The 14461-nt window shown below is 63.9% G+C and carries 15 protein-coding genes and 1 riboswitch; of the genes, 11 read left to right on the top strand and 4 right to left on the bottom strand.

Features of this window, described 5'->3' with window-relative positions; translation table 11 throughout:
- Positions 1 to 89 precede the first annotated feature (89 nt).
- From J2Y63_RS22655 to J2Y63_RS22635, 5 genes are all read left to right on the top strand, one after another.
- Positions 90 to 1193, top strand: a complete 1104-nt coding sequence (locus J2Y63_RS22655) for an ABC transporter substrate-binding protein (RefSeq protein WP_305111293.1) — start codon at positions 90 to 92, stop codon at positions 1191 to 1193.
- Positions 1194 to 1344: 151 nt separating this feature from the next.
- Positions 1345 to 2214: an ABC transporter permease gene (locus J2Y63_RS22650; protein ID WP_256117222.1), complete on the top strand. Its 870-nt coding sequence runs from the start codon at positions 1345 to 1347 to the stop codon at positions 2212 to 2214.
- A complete protein-coding gene (locus J2Y63_RS22645; RefSeq protein WP_256117224.1) occupies positions 2211 to 2999 on the top strand; it encodes an ABC transporter permease in 789 nt (262 codons plus the stop codon). Before J2Y63_RS22650 ends, J2Y63_RS22645 begins: the two co-directional genes overlap by 4 nt.
- An 8-nt stretch (positions 3000 to 3007) precedes the next feature.
- A complete protein-coding gene (locus J2Y63_RS22640; RefSeq protein ID WP_435267923.1) occupies positions 3008 to 4069 on the top strand; it encodes an ABC transporter ATP-binding protein in 1062 nt (353 codons plus the stop codon).
- Positions 4070 to 4277: 208 nt separating this feature from the next.
- Positions 4278 to 4427, top strand: a riboswitch (FMN riboswitch).
- Positions 4428 to 4520: 93 nt separating this feature from the next.
- Entirely contained in the window at positions 4521 to 4997 is a 477-nt protein-coding gene (locus J2Y63_RS22635) for a 6,7-dimethyl-8-ribityllumazine synthase (RefSeq protein WP_435267922.1), read from the top strand.
- A gap of 216 nt (positions 4998 to 5213) precedes the next feature.
- Here J2Y63_RS22635 and J2Y63_RS22630 read toward each other — a convergent pair whose 3' ends face one another.
- Positions 5214 to 6005, bottom strand: a complete 792-nt coding sequence (locus J2Y63_RS22630) for a helix-turn-helix transcriptional regulator (RefSeq protein WP_256117228.1) — start codon at positions 6003 to 6005, stop codon at positions 5214 to 5216.
- Between the two features lie 197 nt (positions 6006 to 6202).
- On the opposite strand from J2Y63_RS22630, the gene J2Y63_RS22625 reads away from it, so the two are divergent.
- The 5 genes from J2Y63_RS22625 (at position 6203) to J2Y63_RS22605 (ending at position 11131) form a co-directional block, all read left to right on the top strand.
- Positions 6203 to 7279 carry an ABC transporter ATP-binding protein gene (locus tag J2Y63_RS22625; protein ID WP_435267921.1) on the top strand — a complete coding sequence of 359 codons (1077 nt, stop codon included), beginning with the start codon at positions 6203 to 6205 and terminating at the stop codon, positions 7277 to 7279.
- Between the two features lie 38 nt (positions 7280 to 7317).
- Entirely contained in the window at positions 7318 to 8481 is a 1164-nt protein-coding gene (locus tag J2Y63_RS22620; protein ID WP_435267920.1) for a polyamine ABC transporter substrate-binding protein, read from the top strand.
- A gap of 192 nt (positions 8482 to 8673) precedes the next feature.
- Complete coding sequence (locus J2Y63_RS22615) at positions 8674 to 9540, top strand: ABC transporter permease (protein ID WP_435267919.1); 867 nt, start codon at positions 8674 to 8676, stop codon at positions 9538 to 9540.
- Positions 9540 to 10364, top strand: coding sequence for an ABC transporter permease (locus J2Y63_RS22610; RefSeq protein ID WP_435267918.1), 825 nt, complete (start codon positions 9540 to 9542; stop codon positions 10362 to 10364). Before J2Y63_RS22615 ends, J2Y63_RS22610 begins: the two co-directional genes overlap by 1 nt.
- Positions 10365 to 10369: 5 nt before the next feature.
- Positions 10370 to 11131 (top strand): SDR family NAD(P)-dependent oxidoreductase, encoded by a 762-nt coding sequence (locus J2Y63_RS22605; RefSeq protein ID WP_256117233.1) that lies wholly within the window; start codon positions 10370 to 10372, stop codon positions 11129 to 11131.
- Positions 11132 to 11188: 57 nt separating this feature from the next.
- Here J2Y63_RS22605 and J2Y63_RS22600 read toward each other — a convergent pair whose 3' ends face one another.
- The gene (locus J2Y63_RS22600; RefSeq protein ID WP_435267917.1) at positions 11189 to 11905 is read right to left on the bottom strand and encodes a L,D-transpeptidase; all 717 of its coding nucleotides are present in this window, start codon (positions 11903 to 11905) and stop codon (positions 11189 to 11191) included.
- A gap of 164 nt (positions 11906 to 12069) precedes the next feature.
- Here J2Y63_RS22600 and J2Y63_RS22595 point away from each other — a divergent pair, with 164 nt between their 5' ends.
- Positions 12070 to 12669, top strand: a complete 600-nt coding sequence (locus J2Y63_RS22595; RefSeq protein WP_435267916.1) for a YdeI/OmpD-associated family protein — start codon at positions 12070 to 12072, stop codon at positions 12667 to 12669.
- Between the two features lie 34 nt (positions 12670 to 12703).
- Here the strand turns inward: J2Y63_RS22595 and J2Y63_RS22590 are convergent, their stop codons facing one another.
- Both J2Y63_RS22590 and J2Y63_RS22585 read right to left on the bottom strand, forming a co-directional pair.
- Positions 12704 to 13750 (bottom strand): glycoside hydrolase family 25 protein, encoded by a 1047-nt coding sequence (locus J2Y63_RS22590; RefSeq protein ID WP_435267915.1) that lies wholly within the window; start codon positions 13748 to 13750, stop codon positions 12704 to 12706.
- 122 nt (positions 13751 to 13872) lie between these two features.
- The gene (locus J2Y63_RS22585) at positions 13873 to 14460 is read right to left on the bottom strand and encodes a hypothetical protein (protein WP_435267914.1); all 588 of its coding nucleotides are present in this window, start codon (positions 14458 to 14460) and stop codon (positions 13873 to 13875) included.
- Position 14461: the final 1 nt, after the last annotated feature.

Below are 14461 nucleotides of genomic sequence, written 5' to 3'. Positions count from 1 at the left end.
ACCGAAACAAAACTGTCACATAAGCTTCATCTGTCGCCAGTATCAGCTTCGCCGAAGTTGACTGACTCACAACAAGGAGAACACCCGTGATGTCACATACGAGACGCCTGCTTTCGCTCTCCACCGCAATGGTGGTTGCGTCCTCCTCGTTTGCCTTTGCCGAGCCGAGTGCCGAGCTCGTCGCTGCCGCCAAGGCCGAAGGCAAGCTGACGACCATCGCGCTTCCGCATTCCTGGTGCGGCTACGGCGACATCATTGCCGGCTTCAAGGCCAAGTACCCGGAAATCACGGTCAACGAACTGAACCCGGACGCCGGCTCGGGCGACGAAATCGAAGCCATCAAGGCCAACAAGGGCAACACCGGCGACCAGGCTCCGGACGTCATCGACGTCGGCCTGTCCTTCGGCCCGTCGTCCAAGGCCGAAGGCCTGATCCAGCCCTACAAGGTCGAAACCTGGGATTCGATCCCGGACAGCGCCAAGGATGCTGACGGCCACTGGTACGGCGACTATTACGGCGTTCTCTCGTTCGTCGTGAACACCGACATCGTCAAGGAAGTTCCGAAGGACTGGAAGGACCTGACCAAGGCCGACTACGCCAACGCCGTAGCACTCGCCGGCGACCCGCGCACGTCGAACCAGGCCGTTCAGGCCGCCTACGCCGCCGGTCTCGCCACCGGTGAAAAGGACGCTGCGAAGATCGGTGAAGCCGGTCTGGCGCTGTTTGCCGAAGTCAACAAGGCCGGCAACTTCGTTCCGGTCATCGGCAAGTCCGCTTCGCTCGCCCAGGGCTCGACCCCGATCGTCATCGCCTGGGACTATAACGGCCTGTCCTGGCGCGACACGCTCGGCGGCAACCCGCCGCTCGAAGTCGTCGTCCCGGCAACCGGCGTGGTCGCCGGCGTCTACGTCCAGGCGATCTCGGCCTTCGCACCGCACCCGAACGCTGCCAAGCTCTGGATGGAATACCTCTATTCCGACGAAGGCCAGCTCGGCTACCTGAAGGGTTATTGCCACCCGATCCGCTTCAACGATCTCGCCAAGAACGGCAAGATCCCGCAGGAAATGCTCGACAAGCTGCCGCCGGCTGAAGCCTATGAAAAGGCTGTCTTCCCGACGCTCGAAGAGCAGGAAGCCGGCAAGGGCGTGATCACCACGAAGTGGGACAGCGTCGTCGGCGCCAACGTCCAGTAACATCGTGCAGATACCCCTTCCCGCCGTCCGCGGCGGGAAGGGCCTGGCATTCCCGGCTGGTGTGCGTCACGATTGCGCGCCAGCCGTTTCCGTCTGAAATTCTTTTCTCTAAAATTCTTTCCTCGCCTCGCACCCGGGACCCGCCGCCCCTATGAGCACCGCAACCCTGATAGACCGTCGCAAGGTCATCGATTGGCTCGGTATCGCGCCCTTCATGATCTTTGCGCTGATGTTCCTCATCCTGCCGACGCTCTACCTGGTGGCCGGCGCCTTCTTCAACCCGCAGGGCGAATTCACCTTCCAGAACATCAAGGACCTGACGCATCCGACGATCCTCAGCGCCTACTGGATCTCGATCAAGGTCTCCGTCGCCTCCTCGCTCGGCGGCGCGCTCATCGGTTTCTTCCTCGCCTGGGCCATCGTGCTCGGCGGGCTGCCGAGCTGGATCCGCTCCGGCATGCTGACCTTCTCCGGCGTCGCCTCCAACTTCGCCGGCGTGCCGCTCGCCTTCGCCTTCATCGCCACGCTCGGCCGCACCGGCCTCGTGACGGTGTTCCTCAACGAGTGGTTCGGCTTCAACCTCTATTCGACCGGCTTCAACCTCCTCTCCTTCTTCGGCCTCACCATCACCTACATGTTCTTCCAGATCCCGCTGATGGTGCTGATCCTGACGCCGGCGCTGGACGGCCTGAAGAAGGAATGGCGCGAAGCCTCGGAAATCCTCGGTGCCTCGAACTGGCAATATTGGCGCCTGGTGGCGCTGCCGATCCTCTGGCCAAGCCTGATGGGCACGACGCTTTTGCTCTTCGCCAACGCCTTCGGCGCCATCGCCACGGCCTATGCGCTGACCGGTTCCTCGCTCAACATCGTGCCGATCCTGCTCTACGCGCAGATCCGCGGCGACGTGCTGCACAACCCCAACCTCGGCTATGCGCTGGCGCTCGGCATGATCGTCATCACCGGTGCCTCCAATATCCTCTACATCTGGCTGCGCTCGCGCGCTGAACGGTGGCAGAAATGAAGTCGTCCCGCCTCCTCGCCTGGATCGCCATCGCCATAGGCGTCATCTATTTCATCGTGCCGCTCATCGGCACCTTCGAATTTTCGTTGCGCATGCGGCGCGGCGAATACACGTTCGACGCCTACCAGTCGGTGTTCTCCGACCTGCAGTTCCGCGCCACCTTCGGCTATTCCATGCTGATGGCGCTGCTGACGATCGTCTTCGGCATGCTGCTCGTGGTGCCGACCGCCTACTGGGTGCGCCTGCGCCTGCCGCAGATCCGCCCGGTGATCGAGTTCATCACGCTGTTGCCGCTCGTCATCCCGGCCATCGTCATCGTGTTCGGCTACCTGCGCCTCTACAATTCGTCATCCTGGCTGCCGCTCACCAACACGACGAGCGGCACCAACGTGCTTTTGATGTTCTCCTACATGACGCTGTCGCTGCCCTACATGTACCGGGCGGTCGATACGGCGATGCGCGCCATCGATGTGGCGACGCTGACGGAGGCCGCCGAAAGCCTCGGCGCCAAGTGGCCGACCATCATGTTCCGCTGCATCTTCCCGAATGTCATGAGCGGCGTGCTCTCCGGCGCCTTCATCACCTTCGCCATCGTCATGGGCGAGTTCACCATGGCCGCCCTGCTGAACCGGCCGGCTTTCGGTCCCTATCTCCAGCTCGTCGGCGCCAACAAGGCCTATGAGCCCTCCGCGCTCGCCATCATCGCCTTCGCAATAACGTGGCTGAGCATGGGCTTCCTGCAACTCGTCTCCCGCTTCCAGAAAACCGCGCCGCTCAAGGCCTGAGGATCTCCATGTCGTTTCTCAATCTCAGCAACATCCAGAAGGCCTTCGGCCCGGTGCAGGTCGTCAAGGATTTCAACATGGCCATCGAGAAGGGCGAGTTCGTCTCCTTTCTCGGCCCGTCGGGCTGCGGCAAGACGACGGTTCTGCGCATGATCGCCGGCTTCGAGACGCCGACCGGCGGCTCGATCACCGTCAACGGCAAGAGCCAGGCGAACCTGAAGCCCAACCAGCGTAATATCGGCATGGTGTTCCAGGCCTATGCCCTATTCCCGAACATGAACGTCGCCGAAAACGTCGCCTTCGGCCTTAAGATCGCCGGCAAGCCGAAAGCCGAGATCGACGCCCGCGTCAAGGAAATGCTCGGCCTCATCAAGCTCGACCACCTCGCCGAACGCTACCCCTACCAGATGTCCGGCGGCCAGCAGCAGCGCGTGGCCCTCGCCCGCGCGCTGGCGCCAAAGCCGCAGGTCCTGCTGCTCGACGAGCCGCTCTCGGCCCTCGACGCCAAGATCCGCGTGTCGCTGCGCGAAGAAATCCGCATGATCCAGCAGCAGCTCGGCATCACCACGGTCTTCGTCACGCATGACCAGGAAGAGGCGCTGTCGATTTCCGACCGCATCGTCGTGATGAACGCCGGCAAGGCCGACCAGATCGGCAAGCCGGCCGAGATCTACAACCGTCCCGCCACCCGCTTCGTCGCCAACTTCGTCGGCACGCTGAACCTGATCGAGGCGAAGGTCGTCGACCCGGCCGCCAACCGCATCACGATCGGCGACCAGGGCGTGACGCTGCGCGAACCGCTCGGCAATGTGAAGGTCGGCGACACGGTCTCCCTGGCGCTGCGCCCGGAAGCGGGCTCCACGGCACCGGATGCCAAGGGCGACACGGCGCTGACCGGCGAGGTCATCTCCTCCAACTTCCTCGGCTCGGTCATCCGCACCCGCATGAAGGTCGGCCCCGCCGTCATCTCCTTCGACATGTTCAACAGCCCCGGCCTCGTGCCGCCGGCCGTCGGCGAGACCGCCACGCTGCGATTCACCGCCGGCGATCTTCTGATCATCCGCGACTGAGCGAGAGCATTTCCAGCCGAAGCGGCATCGCGTCGGCGTCGGATAATGCGGCGAGAACAAAAACCTGGAGCGTTTCCGGTGAACCGGAGTTCACCGGGAAAGCTCCAGTCATTCTATTTTTCCGCCGCGGCGTGGAAAAATCTGTCGTGATTTGCGTGTTTTCCGTCGCCTCGGGATTTGATCTCCAGGCGGCGGCCGGCTAATCTTCCATCGTTCTCAGGGCGGGGTGAAACTCCCCACCGGCGGTATCTGGAGCAATCCAGGAGCCCGCGAGCGCCTTCCGCCCCAAACGGAAGGGTCAGCAGATCCGGTGCGATGCCGGAGCCGACGGTCATAGTCCGGATGGAAGAGGGCAAGCAGGAGGCACCCGGTTTCGGTCGGGTTTCAAACCTCGTGCGTGTTCGCCCAAGGGGATCATTGAAAAATGGCTCAACCCTTGAAAGGCCTAGACATGAATGCGAATGCAACCCCCGTCTCCCGGATCGCCGTCATCCGTGCCCGCTGGCACGCCGGCATCGTCGATCAGGCAGTCGATTCTTTTGTTGCCGAATGGGCAGCACTCGGCGGCCGCGCGGAAGACGTCGACATCATCGACGTGCCCGGCGCGTTGGAAATCCCGCTGCACGCCCAGCTCCTCGCCCGCACCGGCCGCTATTCGGCCATCCTCGGCGTAGCGCTCGTCGTCGACGGCGGCATCTACCGCCACGATTTCGTCGCCGGCACCGTGGTCGACGCCATCGTCCGCGTCGGCCTCGACACCAACGTGCCGTTGCTCTCCGCCGTGCTGACGCCGCACAATTTCCAGGAATCCGAAGCCCACATCGCCTTCTTCCGCGACCACTTCGTCCTCAAGGGCAAAGAAGCCGCCAACGCGGCGCGCCAGATCATCGACGCACGGGCGCAGGTGGCGCTGGCCACCGTTTCCTGAATCGACGTCTCAAGGACCGGATTCACTCCGGCAACTTGAGACGACAAGCCATTGAATTGTTTATAGAGCCCGGCAGCGATGCCGGGCTTTTTGTTGACAAGCCCCCACCCCACCCTCGTCATGGTCGGGCTTGACCCGACCATCCACGCGGCACCCGCAGCCTGGATCCTCGGGTCAAGCCCGAGGATGACAGAGAGTGTGGCAGCGCTTTCCCCCCTAAGACTGAAGGTTCTTCAAATAGATCGACAGCAACTGGATCTGCGACGAAATCCCGAGCTTGCGGTAGACGTTGCGGCGGTGGACCTTCACGGTGCCGGTGGAAATGTCGAGTTTCAGCCCGATCGATTCCGACGAATGCCCCTGCAACACCAGCTCGATGATCGAGGCCTCGCGGTCCGTGAGGTTCAGCTTGCGCCACACCCGGTCCGCCTCGCTCACCGGCTCGGCGCGCCGCCCCCGCCCCGGCCCGGCAAAGCGGCCGGCAAGATCGCCCCAGGCACGGCGCACGAAGGCGGCGACGAAGGGTTCGGCGTCGTTAAGCAAGGCAAGCTCCGGGGCCGGGAAGACGCCGGTCTTTTCCCGGCGCATCAGCGACACGACCACTGTCACGCCATCCGCGGTCGGCACGAAGAAGCCGAGTTCCTCGGCAAGACGGGTCTGCGAATAGTAGGTGCGAAAATATTCGCTTGAGAAGAACCGGTCCGGCGCCAGTTCCCGCATGCGGAAGACGCCGGCCTTCTCTGCGCGGGTCGTGTGGTAGAACGGATCGAGCAGGTAGGGGCCGGCCTGGTAGAGCGTGACGTAGATGTGGTGGTCATCCGCATCGAAAGTGCTGAACAGGTCGATCGGCCGGGCCTTGTCGCGATAGGCGAAGATGACGATATCGTCGAAGCGCACCAGGGCGCGCATCATGGCGAGCAGGGTTTCGCCGGTCTGCCGGTCGGAAACCTCCGTCTCGCCGGCCCAGCCTGCAAGCGCGCGGAAAAGGCCCGTGAAATCGACTCGCATGGCGCCGACGCTCCTCCGATTCCCCAATGGCGGCTGTTTTTCGCCGCTCGTGAGATATACTCCTCCCACAGCCGATTTACGGATAAAATACCTCTCTCGGGGTATATACCGCCCACCAGTGGCTGACTAGCATTCCTCCCGACGGTGGCCAAAGCGGCAGAGATCGCTGAGAGACCAAACAACCGCAGGGAACAGACGTGACATCCGCCCCAACGAACGACATCGAGTTCCGTTCGGTGACCAAGCGCTATGGCGCGGTGACCGCGGTCTCCGACATCAATCTCGCCGTGCCCAAGGGCGCCTTCGTAGCCCTTCTCGGGCCGTCCGGCTGCGGCAAGACGACATGCCTGCGCATGATCGGCGGCTTCGAGCAGCCGACGGAGGGCGAGGTGCTGATCGCCGGCAATGTGGCCAATGGCGTGCCGGCCTATCGCCGCCCGGTCAACATGGTCTTCCAGCAATATGCCCTCTTCCCGCATTTCGACGTCGAGCAGAACGTCGCCTACGGGCTGAAGCAGCTACGGCCGAGACTGCCGGCGGCGGAGATTTCCCGCCGCGTCGGCGAGGCGCTGGAAATGGTCCGCCTTTCCGGTTTTTCGAAGCGCCGCATCCATGAAATGTCCGGCGGCCAGCAGCAGCGCGTGGCGCTCGCCCGCGCGCTCGTCAACAAGCCCTCCGTGCTGCTGCTCGACGAGCCGCTCGCCGCCCTCGACAAAAAGCTGCGCACTGCCATGCAGATCGAGCTGCAAACGCTGCAACGCGACCTCGGCATCACCTTCGTGCTCGTCACCCACGACCAGGAGGAAGCGCTGTCGATGAGCGACCTCGTCTGCGTGATGAGCGCCGGCAGCATCCGCCAGCTCGCCACCCCGCAGGAAGTCTATGATCGCCCTGCCGATCTCTTCGTTGCCGATTTCGTCGGCAAGACCAATCGCTTCGAGGGCACGATGGAAGCCGGCGGCATGGTGCGTCTCGGCAATGGGTCGGCGCTCGCCTCCGGGCGAACGGACCTGGCCCCCGGCGCCGTCACCGTGGCGCTTCGGCCCGAGGCGATCCGGCTCTCCCGCAATGCGGGCGCCACCACGCTGGAAGGCACCGTCACGCACCGCATCTTCCTCGGCTCGGCCGCCGAATATTCCGTCGCCGTCGATGGCCTCGGCGACTTCCTCATCACGGCCGAGCGCCAGAGCCAATCAGAAAACGACCTCGTCGCACCGGGCGAGCGGGTCGCAATAAGCTTCGATCCCGGTACAGCGCATATCTTTCCGGCCTGAGGGAAACAGGCCCGTCACGACAACAAGGGAACAGTGTGATGTCCAAATGGTTCAGAGAGAATGCCCCGATCAGTGCCCGTGAACTGACGGAAGAATTCATGCGCCTGAAGCGCGGCTCGGTCACCCGCCGCCACTTCCTCGGCGTCACCGGCCTCGGCCTTGCCGCCGCCGTGCTGGCCCGCCAGCCCGGCCTCTTCTCGTCGGAAGCCTATGCGGCGGAAGACCTCGGCTCCGCCATGTCGCTCGCCACCTGGCCGAACTACCACGACCCGGCGACCTTCGAGGCCTTCACCGCCGCGACCGGCGTTGCCGTCGAGGTCAATGTCTTCGGCTCGAACGAGGAAATGCTCGCAAAGCTCCAGGCCGGCGGCACCGGCTGGGACCTGTTCGTGCCCACCAACTACACGATCTCCACCTATGTGAGCCTCGGCCTGATCGACCCGATCGACCTCGCCAAGGTGCCGAATTTCGACCCGAAGACCCAAAATACCCGCTTCACCAACGAAGGCACCGTCGACGGCAAGGTTTTCGCCCTGCCGAAGAACTGGGGCACGACGGGAATCGCCTTCAACTCCGACAAGGTGAAATCGCCGGTCACCAGCTGGAAGGAATTCTTCGAGGTCGCGATGACCGAGGCCGATGGCCGCGCCATGGTGCACGACTACCAGCTCACCACCATCGGCAACGCCCTCGTCTCGCTTGGCTTCTCGTTCAACTCCGTGAAGCCGGAAGAGCTTGCCAAGGCCGAGGAGCTGCTGATCAAGGTCAAGCCGCATCTCTACGCCATCAACAGCGACTACCAGCCCTCCATGCGCGCCTCGGACGCCTGGATGACCATGTGCTGGACGAACGACGGCGCGCAGCTCAACCGCGACATTCCGGAAATCCAGTTCGTGCTGGGCACGGATGGCGGCGAGATCTGGTCGGATTTCTACGCGATCCCGACGAGTGCGGCCAACAAGCCGGCCGGCTATGCGCTGCTCAACTTCCTGATGGACCCGCAAAACGCCGTGAAGGAACACGTCGCCAACGGCGCGCCCACCACCGACAGCCGCGTGCTCTCGCTGCTGCCGGCCGAGATCACCGGCAACAAAATCGTCTATCCGGACGAGGCCGCGCTGACCCCGCTGGAATTCGGCGCAGCTGTGACGCTGACCGATCCGGCACGCGCGGAGCTGATGGCGCGGTTCAAGTCGGCGTAGCGGGAAGCCCCTCATCCGGCTGCCGCCACCTTCTCCCCACAAGCGGGGCGAAGGGATCAGCGGCGCCGTATCCTTCCTTTCGAGAGGGAACGGGACGCAGCCACACATTTCCTTCTCCCCGCCTGCGGGGAGAAGGTGGCCGGCAGGCCGGATGAGGGGCGACCCTCCCAATGCGCAACAGGACCAAAAACAATGCCCCTGACGATGACGACAAAGAGACGGCTGGTGACGACGGCGCTGCTGGCGCCGGCGTCCGTCTGGCTGTTCGTCTTCCTCGTGCTGCCCTTCATCGCCATGATGGTGTTTTCCGTCGGCGAGCGCGGACCGGCGGGCGGTTACCAGGCGGCATTCACCTTCGCGCAATATGCCAACCTGCCGGCCCGGTCCGCCGCCTACTGGAACACGCTGATGCTGGCGCCGGTCGGCGCCCTCGTCTGCCTCATCGTCGCCTATCCGACCGCCTATTACCTCGCCGTCAAGGCGAATCCGCGCTACCGGCTGCTGCTGGTCTCACTGGTCGTCGTCCCCTTCTGGACGAGCCTGCTGGTGCGCACCTATGCCTGGATGTATATCCTCGGCTCGCGCGGCATTCCCAATCTGCTGGACATGATCGGCATCGAAGACGTGCGCCTGCTCAACACGCCCGGCGCCGTGCTGCTCGGCATCGTCTACGGCTACCTGCCGCTGATGATCATGCCGATCTATGTCAGCCTCGAAAAGCTCGACCGGCGCCTGCTGGAAGCCTCGGCCGATCTCGGCGCCAAACCTATCTCGACCTTCTTCTCCGTCACCCTGCCGCTGTCGCTGCCGGGCGTCATGACCGGGGTAGCGCTCGTCACCATCCTGCTGCTCGGCGAATACCTGATCCCGCAGCTGCTTGGCGGCGGCAAGGTATTCTTCATCGGCAATGCGCTGGTCGATCTCTTCCTGCAATCGCGCAACTGGCCCTTCGGCTCGGCCATCGCCGTCACGCTGGTCGCCATCGTCGTCGTGGTGCTGATGGTCGCCATGCGCATTGCCTGGCGCATTTCCGGCACGAGACAGGTGGATCTCGTCTGATGCGCGCGCTAATCACCTCCGTCTATCTCTTCCTCTACGCGCCGATCGCGCTCGTCGTGCTGTTCTCCTTCAATGCGGGGCGCAATGCGAGCGAGTTCACCGGCTTCTCCACCGAGTGGTACGGCAAGGCGCTCGCCAACCCGTTCCTCGTCACAGCCCTCCAGAACAGCCTGATCATCGCCGTCATCAGCGCCACGCTTGCCGCGGTCTTCGGCACCATGGCGGCGCTGGGCCTCGAACGGCTCGGAAGCCGCGCCCGCGCCGTCTTCGATGGCCTGCTCGCCGCCGCCATCGTCGTGCCGGGCGTCGTCATCGGCATCGCGACGCTGGTCGCCCTCGTTGCCGTCTTCGGCGCGATCAACCCGGCCATCGTGGCGATCTGGCCCGGCGAGAAACCGCCGCAGCTCGGCCTCGGCTACGGCTCGATCATCGCCGCGCACGGCCTTTTTACCATGGCGCTCGTCACCATGATCGTGAAGGCGCGCATCGCCACGCTCGGCCGCGATATCGTCGAAGCCTCGGCCGATCTCTACGCCACGCCGCTCACCACGTTTCGCCAGATCGTGCTGCCGCAGATCCTGCCGTCGGTGCTCGCCGGCTTCCTGCTTGCGTTCACCTTCTCCTTCGACGATTTTATCGTGGCCTTCTTCGTCGCGGGCTCGAAGACGACGCTGCCGATCTACGTCTTCGCCTCGATCCGTCGCGGCGTGACGCCGGAGGTTAACGCGATCGCCACCATGGTGCTGGTCGCCTCGCTCATGCTTATCCTGATCGCCCGCCTGTTGATGCGGGAGAAAACCAGAAAATCGCCTGCCGGGGAGTGAGACCGATGATCCTGAAGAACCGTGTCGCCATCGTCACCGGAGCAGGCTCCGGCATCGGCCGGGCCGGCGCGCGCATCATGGCGCGCGAAGGTGCCACCGTCTGCGTCGCCGATCTCGACGAGACGCGCGCCGGCGAAACCGTCGATTTCATCAAGGCGGAGGGCGGCAAGGCGGAGGCGGTCATCGTCGACGTCACCGACGACGTGGAGCTCAAGATGGCGGTCGCCGCCGTGCTCTCGCGCCATGGCCGCATCGATATCCTGCACAATCATGCCGGCGCGCAGGTGGCCGGCGACCTCGAAAGCGTGCCGCTCGACGGGCTGGACCTCTCGTGGAACCTCAATGTACGCGCCCATCTGATGGCCGCCCGCCTCGTCATGCCGGCCATGAAGGCGCAGGGCAAGGGCGTCATCCTCAACACCGCCTCCTCCTCCGGCGTGCTCTACGACCGCGAGATGATCGCCTACACCACGACGAAACACGCCGTCATCGCCATGACCAAGCAGATGGCCGGCGACTATGCGCGCCACGGCGTGCGCGTCAACGCGCTCTGCCCTGGCTGGGTCGATACGCCCTTCAATCGGCCGTTCATCAGCCAGATGGGCGGGCGCGAGGCGATCGAGGCCTATATCAAGGAGAAGGTGCCGATGGGCCGCTGGGCCGATGTGGAGGAGATCGCCGAACCGATCCTCTTCCTCGTCTCCGACCGGTCAAGCTACATGACCGGCCAGATTCTTGTGGTCGACGGCGGCGAGACCGTGACTTAGGCACACTCTTAACGCAATTCCGGACGCAAAACCGCTGCACACTTTTGCTGGAATTGCTTAGACCGCCGCGCCCATCGCCCCCTGGTGCACGACGATGCGGGCGTGGTAGCCCACACGTTTGTAGAGGTCGAGCACATCCTGGTTGATCAGCCGCACGCAGCCCGACGACGTCGCCTTGCCGATCGACGCCCATTCGGGCGAACCGTGCAGGCGGTAGAGCGTGTCCTGACCGTTCTGGAAGATGTAGAGCGCGCGCGCGCCGAGCGGGTTCTTGATGCCCGGCTCCATGCCGCCGTTTTCCACGGAGTATTTCGCGAGGCTCGGCGTGCGGGCGATCATGTCGGCCGGCACCTTCCAGCGCGGCCAGGGCTGGCGCCAGTGGATGATGCCCTCGCCTTCCCAGGCAAAACCGTCGCGGCCGATGCCGACACCATAGCGCATCGCCGTGCCGCCCGGCTCCACCACATAGAGGAAGCGGCCGGGCGTATCGACGACGACCGTGCCGGCCGGCTCGCCGGTCGGGTCCTTGACGCGCTGGCGGTAATATTTCGGGTCGATCTGCGTGTAGGGAATGGCCGGAATGACGTGCCCGCCGTCTTCCACTGCGGCGTAGCGCGCCTCCAGTTCCTCCACCGTTGCCGGCACGATGGGATAGCTGACCGTCTTGGGAACCGGTGCGACCTTCACCGATGTCGACGTGGTCGCGCAGCCCGCAAGCGTCGCGGCGGCGCCCAGGACAAACGCGCGGCGCGACAATGAGCAAACCGTAGGCATTCTCGATATGAACTCCAATGGGGGAAACGGGTTAGCACCGATGGCTAGCCAAAGCAGGAGCAGGCTGGCAAGAAGCGGAGGCATCACATCTTCGGCATACCCCATCATTGAGGACCGGCAGATGCAAAGCAGCCACGCCGGACGGCAGATCAGGGGAAAACGAGATGGCGCCTGTGGAAATCAATCCCGCTCATGTCCGGGAATTTCCAGACCCTGAAAGCTTCTACCGCTGGCTCACCGAAAACCACGATACGGCGCCGGAAGTGTGGATCAAGATCCACAAGCGCGGCTCGGGCCTGCCCTCCATCACGGCGGAAGAGGCGATCGAGGTGGTGCTCTGCTGGGGCTGGATCGACGCCATCCGCAAGGGCCTGGACGAAAAGAGCTTTTTCCAGCGCTACTGCCCGCGCGGCCGCAAGAGTGTGTGGAGCAAGAAGAATGTCGACACGGTCGGCCGCCTGGTCGAAGAGGCCCGCATGACGGAACACGGGCTAAAGCACGTCGCGGCGGCGAAGGCGGATGGCCGCTGGGACAAGGCCTATGGCAGCGGCAAAGACCTGAAAATCCCGCCGGACCTGCAAGCCGCAATCGACGCGGACCCTGCCGCCAAGGACATGCTTGGCAGGCTCACCGAGCAGAACCGCTTCGCGCTGGCCTTCCGCATGCACAACATCAAGACGGACGCCGCCCGAAAGCGGAACATCGAGGCCTTCGTGGACATGCTCAAGCGCGGCGAGACGATCTACCCGCAGAAGCAGAAATAGATCGTCCCGATTATCCCCGGGATCTCATCGGCAATCAGTCGCGGCTCGCCGTTTTTGTACCCGACTGACCGTTCAGCCAGTTGTGCCAATCGCTCTCGCTGCCGGCAAAGACGTTGAGGTCGATCTTCCCCGTTACGCCGTGCGACAGGCCCGAGCCCGAATATTGCCAGAACATCCAGCGGCGGTTCGGGTAGCGCTTCGACGGGTGCGCGGCGACCGAGCGCAGCCAGAACGGATGGTTCTTGAGTTCACCCGACAGGTTGTCCTCGTAGAAATCCGGCGCCGTATAGATGATCGGCCGCTTGCCGTAATGGCGCTCCAGCATGTCGGAGAAGACCTGGATCTTCTCGACATATTGCGCGCGGGTGAGACGCCGCTTGCAGCTCGATTCGCCGTTATATTCGGCATCGATCACCGGCGGCAGCGCATCCGGATCCTTCGGAACGTTGCGGATGAACCATTCGGCCTGCGAGCTCGCGACGCGGCACCAGTAGAAGAAGTGATACGCACCGCGCCGGATGCCGGCTTCCTTGGCGCGCCGCCAGTTCTTCTGGAACATCGGGTCGAGATGGTCGCCACCGTCGGTCGCCTTGATGAAGGCGAAGTTGGCGCCCTGCGTGCGCAGCTTCATCCAGTCGATATCGCCCTGCCAGCGCGACACGTCGACGCCGTGAACCTGGTAATGCCGCGGCGCGCGCTTGCCGAAATTGATCGGATGCGCATCGCGAAACTGCTGGCTGTAGATGCGCGACCGCTTCTTCGAGCGGCCTTCGGAGGGCGTCTCGACGGCGGTCAGCGCCTCTTCCGGCCGTTCGGAGGGAATTGCCGATTGTTTGGTGACGCTCTCGAAAACGTGGGAATCCGCACCCGGCCCTGCCCAGGCGAGCATTTCGGCACCTTCCGCCGTCACCTTGCTTTCGCCGACCGCGACTTCCGGAACAGGGTTGCTGGCCTTGGAAACGGAACTCGTGATTTCCGCCGACGGCTTGATCGACAGCGCCGCCGTGGGATTCGAGCTCGACGCACAGCCGGCCATGGAGGCGCAGCCGAGGAGGATCGCTGAAAGGATCGAAAGACGCATTGGCACTCGCACGCAAAACTAACCGAAGGCCCGCCCTTTCGACACAGGGACGGAATTACTAACGGAAGATTACCGCGAAATGTTAAATGCGAGGTTTACGGAGGACTCGACATTTCAGGTACTTAGCCCCGGGAGCTGTCACGATCCTTGACGACGCCCTTCACAAAAGCGTGTCCGCGCGGCGAAAGCCGATAGCCGACGGCAAGGCTCTCCGTCAGTCCCAACTCCTTGAGCTGACGTATCTTTCGCTTGAGCGCCAGTTTCTCCATGCCGAGCCGCTCCGCCATCTCCGCCGCCGTCTGGCCGTCCTTTTCCGCGATCATGGAGAGCACCGAACCGGTCCATGGCGCGGCGCGGTCGAGCCTTTCCAGCTGGGCTTTCAGTGCCGCGATGTCGGCGCCATCGAGCGTATCGTTTTCGCGCAGGTTTTCCCGCGGGTCCTCACCCGCGATATGGAAGGCGATGCGGTAGAGATCGCCCGCCGGCCGAAGGTCGCCCTCAAGCGCCTCCCGCGAGGCATAGCCCGCCGCACGGATATCGGCCTCGGAAAGCGCCGCCAATTCCACCGGCTCGACGCTGTCGATGGCGAGCACACCGGCCGCGGTGCGCAGCGTGCCGCCGGCCCTGACCGTCGGCTTCGTCCAGCGGCGAAAGGCGAGTGTCACCTCGCCCCGCCCGATCCTCTCCAGCACCGCCGCCTTGAACAGCATC

The sequence above is a fragment of the Shinella sp. BE166 genome, from assembly GCF_051201095.1.
Taxonomy (GTDB): Bacteria; Pseudomonadota; Alphaproteobacteria; order Rhizobiales; family Rhizobiaceae; genus Shinella; species Shinella lacus.
The sequence above is the reverse complement of the archived record's forward strand: the minus strand, read 5'-3'. Positions and strand labels throughout refer to the sequence as shown.

What these genes read in the sequence shown, in the direction of transcription:
- J2Y63_RS22655 (WP_305111293.1), top strand. Translation starts at nt 90, where the DNA reads ATGTCACATACGAGACGCCTGCTTTCGCTCTCCACCGCAATGGTGGTT.
- J2Y63_RS22650 (WP_256117222.1), top strand. Translation starts at nt 1,345, where the DNA reads ATGAGCACCGCAACCCTGATAGACCGTCGCAAGGTCATCGATTGGCTC.
- J2Y63_RS22645 (WP_256117224.1), top strand. Translation starts at nt 2,211, where the DNA reads ATGAAGTCGTCCCGCCTCCTCGCCTGGATCGCCATCGCCATAGGCGTC.
- J2Y63_RS22640 (WP_435267923.1), top strand. Translation starts at nt 3,008, where the DNA reads ATGTCGTTTCTCAATCTCAGCAACATCCAGAAGGCCTTCGGCCCGGTG.
- J2Y63_RS22635 (WP_435267922.1), top strand. Translation starts at nt 4,521, where the DNA reads ATGAATGCGAATGCAACCCCCGTCTCCCGGATCGCCGTCATCCGTGCC.
- J2Y63_RS22630 (WP_256117228.1), bottom strand. Translation starts at nt 6,005, where the DNA reads ATGCGAGTCGATTTCACGGGCCTTTTCCGCGCGCTTGCAGGCTGGGCC.
- J2Y63_RS22620 (WP_435267920.1), top strand. Translation starts at nt 7,318, where the DNA reads ATGTCCAAATGGTTCAGAGAGAATGCCCCGATCAGTGCCCGTGAACTG.
- J2Y63_RS22615 (WP_435267919.1), top strand. Translation starts at nt 8,674, where the DNA reads ATGCCCCTGACGATGACGACAAAGAGACGGCTGGTGACGACGGCGCTG.
- J2Y63_RS22610 (WP_435267918.1), top strand. Translation starts at nt 9,540, where the DNA reads ATGCGCGCGCTAATCACCTCCGTCTATCTCTTCCTCTACGCGCCGATC.
- J2Y63_RS22605 (WP_256117233.1), top strand. Translation starts at nt 10,370, where the DNA reads ATGATCCTGAAGAACCGTGTCGCCATCGTCACCGGAGCAGGCTCCGGC.
- J2Y63_RS22600 (WP_435267917.1), bottom strand. Translation starts at nt 11,905, where the DNA reads ATGCCTACGGTTTGCTCATTGTCGCGCCGCGCGTTTGTCCTGGGCGCC.
- J2Y63_RS22595 (WP_435267916.1), top strand. Translation starts at nt 12,070, where the DNA reads ATGGCGCCTGTGGAAATCAATCCCGCTCATGTCCGGGAATTTCCAGAC.
- J2Y63_RS22590 (WP_435267915.1), bottom strand. Translation starts at nt 13,750, where the DNA reads ATGCGTCTTTCGATCCTTTCAGCGATCCTCCTCGGCTGCGCCTCCATG.
- J2Y63_RS22585 (WP_435267914.1), bottom strand. Translation starts at nt 14,460, where the DNA reads ATGCTGTTCAAGGCGGCGGTGCTGGAGAGGATCGGGCGGGGCGAGGTG.